General features: G+C 66.7%; 7 protein-coding genes. 1 reads left to right on the forward strand and 6 read right to left on the reverse strand.

Annotation, left to right across the window (positions count from 1 at the left end):
- Nucleotides 1–2: 2 nt before the first annotated feature.
- From ABZX37_RS12090 to ABZX37_RS12115, 6 genes are all read right to left on the reverse strand, one after another.
- Nucleotides 3–647: a PIG-L deacetylase family protein gene (locus ABZX37_RS12090; RefSeq protein WP_354738649.1), complete on the reverse strand. Its 645-nt coding sequence runs from the start codon at nucleotides 645–647 to the stop codon at nucleotides 3–5.
- Complete coding sequence (locus ABZX37_RS12095) at nucleotides 644–1432, reverse strand: glucose-1-phosphate cytidylyltransferase (RefSeq protein WP_354738651.1); 789 nt, start codon at nucleotides 1430–1432, stop codon at nucleotides 644–646. Before ABZX37_RS12095 ends, ABZX37_RS12090 begins: the two co-directional genes overlap by 4 nt.
- Nucleotides 1429–2667, reverse strand: coding sequence for a class I SAM-dependent methyltransferase (locus tag ABZX37_RS12100; RefSeq protein ID WP_354738653.1), 1239 nt, complete (start codon nucleotides 2665–2667; stop codon nucleotides 1429–1431). Before ABZX37_RS12100 ends, ABZX37_RS12095 begins: the two co-directional genes overlap by 4 nt.
- A 200-nt stretch (nucleotides 2668–2867) precedes the next feature.
- A complete protein-coding gene (locus tag ABZX37_RS12105) occupies nucleotides 2868–3740 on the reverse strand; it encodes an LLM class F420-dependent oxidoreductase (RefSeq protein ID WP_354738655.1) in 873 nt (290 codons plus the stop codon).
- The gene (locus tag ABZX37_RS12110; protein ID WP_354738657.1) at nucleotides 3737–4606 is read right to left on the reverse strand and encodes an LLM class F420-dependent oxidoreductase; all 870 of its coding nucleotides are present in this window, start codon (nucleotides 4604–4606) and stop codon (nucleotides 3737–3739) included. Before ABZX37_RS12110 ends, ABZX37_RS12105 begins: the two co-directional genes overlap by 4 nt.
- Before the next feature lie 39 nt (nucleotides 4607–4645).
- Nucleotides 4646–5608 (reverse strand): hypothetical protein, encoded by a 963-nt coding sequence (locus ABZX37_RS12115; RefSeq protein ID WP_354738659.1) that lies wholly within the window; start codon nucleotides 5606–5608, stop codon nucleotides 4646–4648.
- Nucleotides 5609–5756: 148 nt separating this feature from the next.
- Here ABZX37_RS12115 and htpX point away from each other — a divergent pair, with 148 nt between their 5' ends.
- Nucleotides 5757–6608 (forward strand): zinc metalloprotease HtpX, encoded by an 852-nt coding sequence (gene htpX, locus ABZX37_RS12120; protein ID WP_354738661.1) that lies wholly within the window; start codon nucleotides 5757–5759, stop codon nucleotides 6606–6608.
- The last annotated feature ends 120 nt before the right edge of the window (nucleotides 6609–6728 follow it).

Here is a 6728-nt window from a genome sequence, read left to right on the forward strand (position 1 = left end):
CTTCAGCCCCTTAGGTCGATGACGAGTTTGTTCGCCTCGAACGCCTCGGCATAGCGTTCTTGGCATTCGATTCCACGGATCCGCGCGAGGCCAAGGAAGGCTTCGCGGTCGTACCACGGCCGGTGCTGCTGGGAGCCGTAATGCTCGTGCAGCAGTTCGATCTTGCGCTGCATCACGTCGTCGGACAACGGCGCGTAGGCGGGCAGCCGTCCGAGGTCCCCGTCCCATTTGACGATCTCGTAGCCCAGCGTCAGATGGCCGCGGAACACCGTGGGCACGAGCTGCGCGAGCCCGCGGTGGTCCTGGTGCGCGTCGATGGTGCGGGGCGCGAACACGACGTCCGGATCGGTGCGGCGGCGGAGGTCTTCCAGCGCGTTCTTGGCTTCCTCCCAATGCGACGGGAGGCGACCGTCGGGCAGCTTGAGCACCGTGACGTTCAACTCGGCGCCCGGGCAGAACGCGGCCAGCGCGGCCCGTTCCTCGGTCTCCCGGTCGGTGCCGCCGCCGGACAGCACCAGCGCGTCGACCTGAAGACCGGGACGCTGTTCGCAGATCTCGAGGAGCGTGCCGCCCGCTCCGATGGCGATGTCGTCGCAATGCGCGCCGAGCACGACGATGCTCTTCACCTCGGCGCCGAGGCGGATCACGCGTGCACCTTTTCGCGTTCCCACAACGCCCACGGCCGGTCGCCGTGCGTGTAAGCGGCGTCGAGTGCGTAGCGTTCCTTGACCGTGTCGGTCGGCTTCCAGAACCCGCGATAGGGGTAGGCGAGCAGCCGGCCGCGCTTGGCGAGTTCGCCGCAGCCGTCGGCGACCAGGTCGCCGTTCTCCGGGATGTGGTCGAAAATGTCCTGCCGCAGAACGAAATAGCCGCCGTTCTCCCACAGCGGGAGTTCGCTGACCGGCGTGATCGCGCCGATCCGGCCGCCCTCGTCCATCTCGACGCAGTGGAACGACGACTGCGGCGGCACGACGAGCATCGAAGCGCCCGCGTCGGTGTTCCGGAAGCGCTCGACGATGTTGTCCAGCGGCGCGTCGGTGAGGACGTCGGCGTAGTTGGCGAGGAACATCTCGTCGCCGTCGAGGTGGTCGCGCACCCGGCGGAGGCGCTCGCCGATCGGCGATTCGATGCCGGTCTGCACGAAGGAGATCGTCCAGTCGGCGATGTCGGTGGACAGCAGTTCCGGCTTCCCGCCGCGCAGCACGAAATCGTTGGACGTCGTTTCCTCGTAGTGCAGGAAGAAGTCCTTGATGTGGTGCGCGCCGTAGCCGAGGCACAGCACGAACTCGGTGTGCCCGAAATGCGCGTAGTAGCGCATCACGTGCCAGATCAGCGGCCGGGGACCGACCATCGCCATCGGCTTGGGCACGTCGGACGCCTCGCTGCTGCGCATCCGCATGCCGTAACCGCCGCAGAACAGAACGACCTTCACTTCACTCCCACCTCGACGATTTCCAGGCGCGGAATCGGGAAGACGAGCTTGCCGCCCCACGCGCCGACGTGGGACAGCTGCTCGGTCAGCTCATTCCGCAGGTTCCAGGGCAGGACGAGCACGTAGTCCGGCCGGTCGGCCGCGATCCGGTCCGGTTCCACGACCGGGATCCGGGTGCCCGGCGTGAACCGGCCGTGCTTGTACGGATTGCGGTCCACCGTGTAGGCCAGCAGGTCCGGCCGGATGCCGCAGTGGTTCAGCAGGGTGTTGCCCTTGCCCGGCGCGCCGTACCCGACGACCGTCTTCCCGGCTTTCCGGGCGGCAAGAAGAAATTCGAGCAATTCGAGCCGGACGCGCGTGACCCGGTCGGCGAATTCGGTGTACCCGGACAGCTCGTGCAGCCCGGCCGCCTTCTCCCGGGCCAGCACGTCGGTCATCCGGGCGCTCGGCTCCCCGGCCGCTTCATCCGGGCGCGCCCAGAGCCGGATCGACCCGCCGTGCGTCGGCAGGAGTTCGACGTCGACCAGGGTCAGGCCGCCGGTCGCCAGCGCCTGCCTCGCCGATTCGACCGTGTAGTACTGGAAATGCTCGTGGTAGATCGTGTCGTACTGGTTCTTCTCGATCAGCGTGAGCAGATGCTGCACCTCGATCGACACCCAGCCGTCGTTCGCGACGAGCGCGCGCAGCCCGTGGGTGAACCCGCGGATGTCCGGAATGTGGGCGTAGACGTTGTTCGCCACGACAAGGTCGGCCGGGCCGTGTTCGGCGCGCACCTCGCGGCCGGTGTCCTCGGAGAGGAACGCGGTGTGCGTCGGCACCCCCGCCTCGCGCGCGGCCTGCCCGACGTTTACCGAAGGTTCCACGCCGAGACAACGGATTCCGCGTTCCACGACGTGCCTCAGGAGGTATCCGTCGTTGCTGGCGACCTCGACGACGAAAGACCGGTCGGTCAGCCCGAGCCGCTCGACCGCGGTGTCGGTGAACCGTTTCGCGTGCTCGACCCACGAGGTGGAAAAAGACGAGAAATACGCGTAATCAGTGAAAGTGTCGGCCGGGTCGAGCAGCGGCGGGAGCTGCGCGAGCCAGCATTCCGTGCACACTTCGAGATGCAGCGGGAAAGTCGGTTCGGGTTCGGCCAGCTGCGCGGCGGTCAGGAACCGCTCGCACGGCGGGGTCGCGCCGAGGTCGACCACGCTGGCGGTTCTTTCCGAACCGCAGAGTCGACATGTGGTCATGTACCAGGCTCCTCCGGTAGCGACGCGATCTGCGTAGGGCAGGTCGATCCGCGCCCGGCCGTCGTTACAGCGCGCCGGGAAGCTCACCGGAGTCGATTCGGAACCGAGACAATGACAGCGGCGAAATGCCGCTAGGTGCTGTGACGAACGGGTGACCGGCTGGCACCGGATGGCGCAGCCGTCACCCGTTCGTCAGCGGGTCACAGCTTTTCCGCCGCCGGGATCACTTCGGTGGCGAACCGTTCGAGCACCGCCGGGTCCGGAACGCCGTGCGCCCAGCCGGTCGCGACGCTGAACCCGAGTTCCGACAGCCGGCCCAGTTCATCCAGCAGTTGCCCGGTTTTCTCACCGTTTTCACCGGTATCGAGGCGCAGCGAAGCGGTTTTCGTGATCTCGGCGTAGTCGCGGCCGACGTCTTCGCAGTGCTGCTTCAGGACCTCCAGTTTGCGCGGAAGGTCTGAGTTGGGCATCAAATTGCAGATGTCGCCGTATTGCGCGACGAACCGCAGGGTCTTCTTTTCGCCGCTGCCCCCGATCAAGATCGGCGGATGCGGCCGCTGGATCGGCTGCGGGCTGTTCAGCAGCCGTTCGGCGCTGACGTGCGTGCCGGTAAAGGGTTCGTCGCCTTCGGCCCACATCTGGTGGACGTACCGGAGCGCGTCCTCGAGCTGTTCGAAGCGCTCCTTCATCGGCGGGAACCGGAACCCGAGCGCGCGGGACTCCTCCTCGTTCCAGCCCGCTCCGATGCCGAGGATCGCCCGCCCGCCGGACAGCACGTCGAGCGTCGTCGCCGCTTTCGCGAGCAGGCCCGGGTGCCGGTAAATGACGCCGGTGACGAGCGTGAGCAGTTTGACCCGTTCGGTGTGCGCGGCGAGGAAGCCGAGCGTGGTCCAGGCTTCCAGCATCTCGTGCTCGGGCGGGCCGTAGCTGGAAATCTGGAAGAAATGGTCCATCACCGACAGGTATTCGAACCCGGCCTCGTCCGCGGTCCGGGCCACCCGCGCCAGGTCCGCGCCGAGCGCCGCCGGGCCGTTCGGCCAGGTCTGCTGAGCGAGATGCAACCCGAGTTTCATGCCAACTCCTTAACCGCCGGAATGATGTCTTGCGCGAAAATCTCGATCTTTTTCCGGTCGAGTCCGCCAGGCAGCGGGCCGATCACGGCCTGGATGCCGAGTCGGTACAGCCGTCGTGCCTCGGCGAGAAATTCGCCGGTTTTCTCCCCGGACGGGCCGATGTCCAGGTAGTGGTAAACCGTCTTGGTGATCTCGGCGTAGTCGCGGCCCTCGGTTTCGCAGTGCCGCTTGAGCACGTCGAGCTTGTGTCCGAGATCCGGGCCGTTGCCGATATTGCAGAAGTCGCCGTACTTCGCGACGAGCCGAAGAGTCTTCTTCTCGCCGCCGCCGCCGACCATGATCGGCGGCGGCGGCAGCGGCTGCGGGCTGTTGAGCAGTCGTTCGGCGGTGAAGTGCTTGCCGGAGAACGGTTTGTCTTCCTCGTCCCACATCTGCCGGACATACCGCAGGTTCTCCTCGAGCAGCTCGAACCGCTCCGTTCTGGACGGAAACGGAAAACCGAGCCCGCGGGCTTCCTCCTCGTTCCACCCGGCCCCGATGCCGAGCATGGCCCGTCCGCCGGACAGCACGTCGAGCGTGGTGACCGCCTTCGCGAGCAGGCCGGGATGCCGGTAAATCGCGCCAGTGACGTAGGTGAACAATTTCGCGCGCTGGGTGTGCGCGGCGAAATAGCCGAGCGTGGTGTAGGCCTCAAGCATCGGGCGATCGCTCGGGCCGACGCTGGGAATCTGGAAGAAGTGGTCCATCACCGCGAGATAAGCGAACCCGGCGTCGTCCCCCGCCCGCACCGCTCCGGCCAACTCCTCGCCGAGCGCGGCAGTCCCTCCCGGCACGGTGAAGTCGGGGACCTGGAGACCAAGTTCCATACCGGACACCGTATACCTGGAGTAACTTCATGCGTGCGGTCAGAAATCGCGCACGACGGTGATCGTGCCGTGCAGCGGATCGGTCACGTACACCGTGCGCGTGCGCTGGTCCACCGCCACGGCGCCCGGGTTCACGCCGAGACCAAGCTCCCCGGTAAGGGTTTCCGTGCGTCCGTCCACACGAGACAGTCCATTTTGCCCGCCGTTGGTGTACACGACATCGCTGCCCTGATGCACCGCGAGCGACGACGCCTCGCTGCGCAAGAGAACCGTCTTGACCTGCGCCCGCGCGGATCCGTCCACAATAGACAGATGGTGGATCGCCGAATTCGCCACGAACACCGAACCGCTCAACTCGTGCACGCCGATCCCGGTCGGAGAAGCGCCCACCGGCACGCTGGCCGTGAACGCCCCTTGGTCGAGGTCGCAGATCTCGACCGAGTTCGTGGTCGGGCTGGTGCAGTAGGCGCGCCGCCGGCCGCGGTCGAGCGCGATCCCCGCGAGCCCCGGCTTCGGCGCGGGCAGCAGGTCCTGCTGAGTGAGACTGATGCTGTCGAGCACCGCGAACGTGCCGGTCTTGCCGCTCACCGCGTACACGAGGTTGGCCTGGGGATCGATCGCGAGCGCCGACGCACCCGCTCCCGCGCCGACGACGCTCAGCAACCGGTGGGTCTGGCTGTCGAAGGCGAGCACCGTGCCGCCCGGCGGATTGGCGACGTAGATCCGGTCGGTGCCCACCACGACGTCGCTCGGCTCCCCGCCCACCGCGAGCGCGGACACGACCTTCCCCGCGTCCGGATCGAGGACCAGGACCGCGCCGGACGCCTGGTCGGCCGCGTAAACCAGCCCGGTGACCGGACTCACCGCGATCGCCGAAAGTGTCCCGCCGACCTGCACGGTGCTGACCCGCCCGGCCGCCGCCGCGCTGCCTCCGAGCAGCACCGCCGCGCCCGCGCTGACCAGCGTAAACAGCCCTCGCCGGGATATCTGGGAACCGTGCATCGCTCACCTGCCCCGGTCGGTTGGGTTGCCCGCTGACCCTAACTCGGACAAGGATCATGCGAAGGAACTTCGGGTCCCCCGATCGCGTTGTTTCCAGTGAGTAACCCACTTTGCGGCACCCTGCCAGGGCGGACGGAGGCGAGCGCGCGTGCACAAGCACCACAACGGGCTGAAGACGGCGATGCTGCTCGGTCTGCTCTCGGCGATCATCGTCGGGATCAGCGGATTGTTCGGGCGAGGGGCCCTGGTGATCGGGCTGATCGTGGCGCTCGGGATGAACGCCTACGCCTACTTCAACTCCGAGAAGATGGCCTTGCGGGCGATGCACGCGCGGCCGGTGTCGGAGGTCGAGCAGCCTGCGATGTACCGGATCGTGCGGGAGCTGGCTACTTCCGCTCGGCAGCCGATGCCTTCGTTGTACGTGAGTCCTACCGCGGCGCCTAATGCGTTCGCTACAGGACGTAATCCGCAGCATGCTGCTGTTTGTTGCACTACGGGGATCCTGGAACTGCTCGACGAGCGCGAGTTGCGTGCCGTGCTCGGGCATGAGCTGTCGCACGTGTACAACCGGGACATTTTGATCTCTTGTGTGGCCGGGGCGCTGGCGAGTGTGGTCAGTGTGCTGGCGAATATCGCGTTCTTCTTTGGGGGGAATGATCGCGAGGGCAATCCGTTCATGTCGCTGCTGCTGGTGTTGATCGGGCCGATCGCGGCTGGGGTGGTGAAGATGGCGGTGAGCCGGTCCCGGGAGTATCAGGCGGATGCTTCTGGGGCTGAGCTGACTGGGGATCCGTTGGCTTTGGCTTCGGCGTTGCGGAAGTTGGAGCGGGGGACCCGGGCTGCTCCGCTCGCGCCTGAACCGGCTGTGGTGTCGCAGTCGCATTTGATGATTGCCAATCCGTTCAGGCCGGGGGCTGGGTTGAGCAAGATGTTCTCGACCCACCCGCCGATCGAGGACCGGATTCGGCGGCTTGAGGAGATGGCTCGGCGGGGGCGGTGATTCCGGCTCGTCGCCTGGCGGCGACATCGCTTTGGGCTTGCGTGGGGCACCCCGAAGCTTGATTGTGCTGACGGTTCGGGGGTGCTTGTCAAGGCGGGAAAGATGCCTTGACAAGCACCC

The sequence above is a fragment of the Amycolatopsis sp. NPDC004079 genome (assembly GCF_040610415.1).
Classification (GTDB): domain Bacteria; phylum Actinomycetota; class Actinomycetes; order Mycobacteriales; family Pseudonocardiaceae; genus Amycolatopsis; species Amycolatopsis halotolerans.

What these genes read in the sequence shown, in the direction of transcription:
- ABZX37_RS12115 (WP_354738659.1), bottom strand. Translation starts at nt 5,608, where the DNA reads ATGCACGGTTCCCAGATATCCCGGCGAGGGCTGTTTACGCTGGTCAGC.
- ABZX37_RS12100 (WP_354738653.1), bottom strand. Translation starts at nt 2,667, where the DNA reads ATGACCACATGTCGACTCTGCGGTTCGGAAAGAACCGCCAGCGTGGTC.
- ABZX37_RS12105 (WP_354738655.1), bottom strand. Translation starts at nt 3,740, where the DNA reads ATGAAACTCGGGTTGCATCTCGCTCAGCAGACCTGGCCGAACGGCCCG.
- ABZX37_RS12110 (WP_354738657.1), bottom strand. Translation starts at nt 4,606, where the DNA reads ATGGAACTTGGTCTCCAGGTCCCCGACTTCACCGTGCCGGGAGGGACT.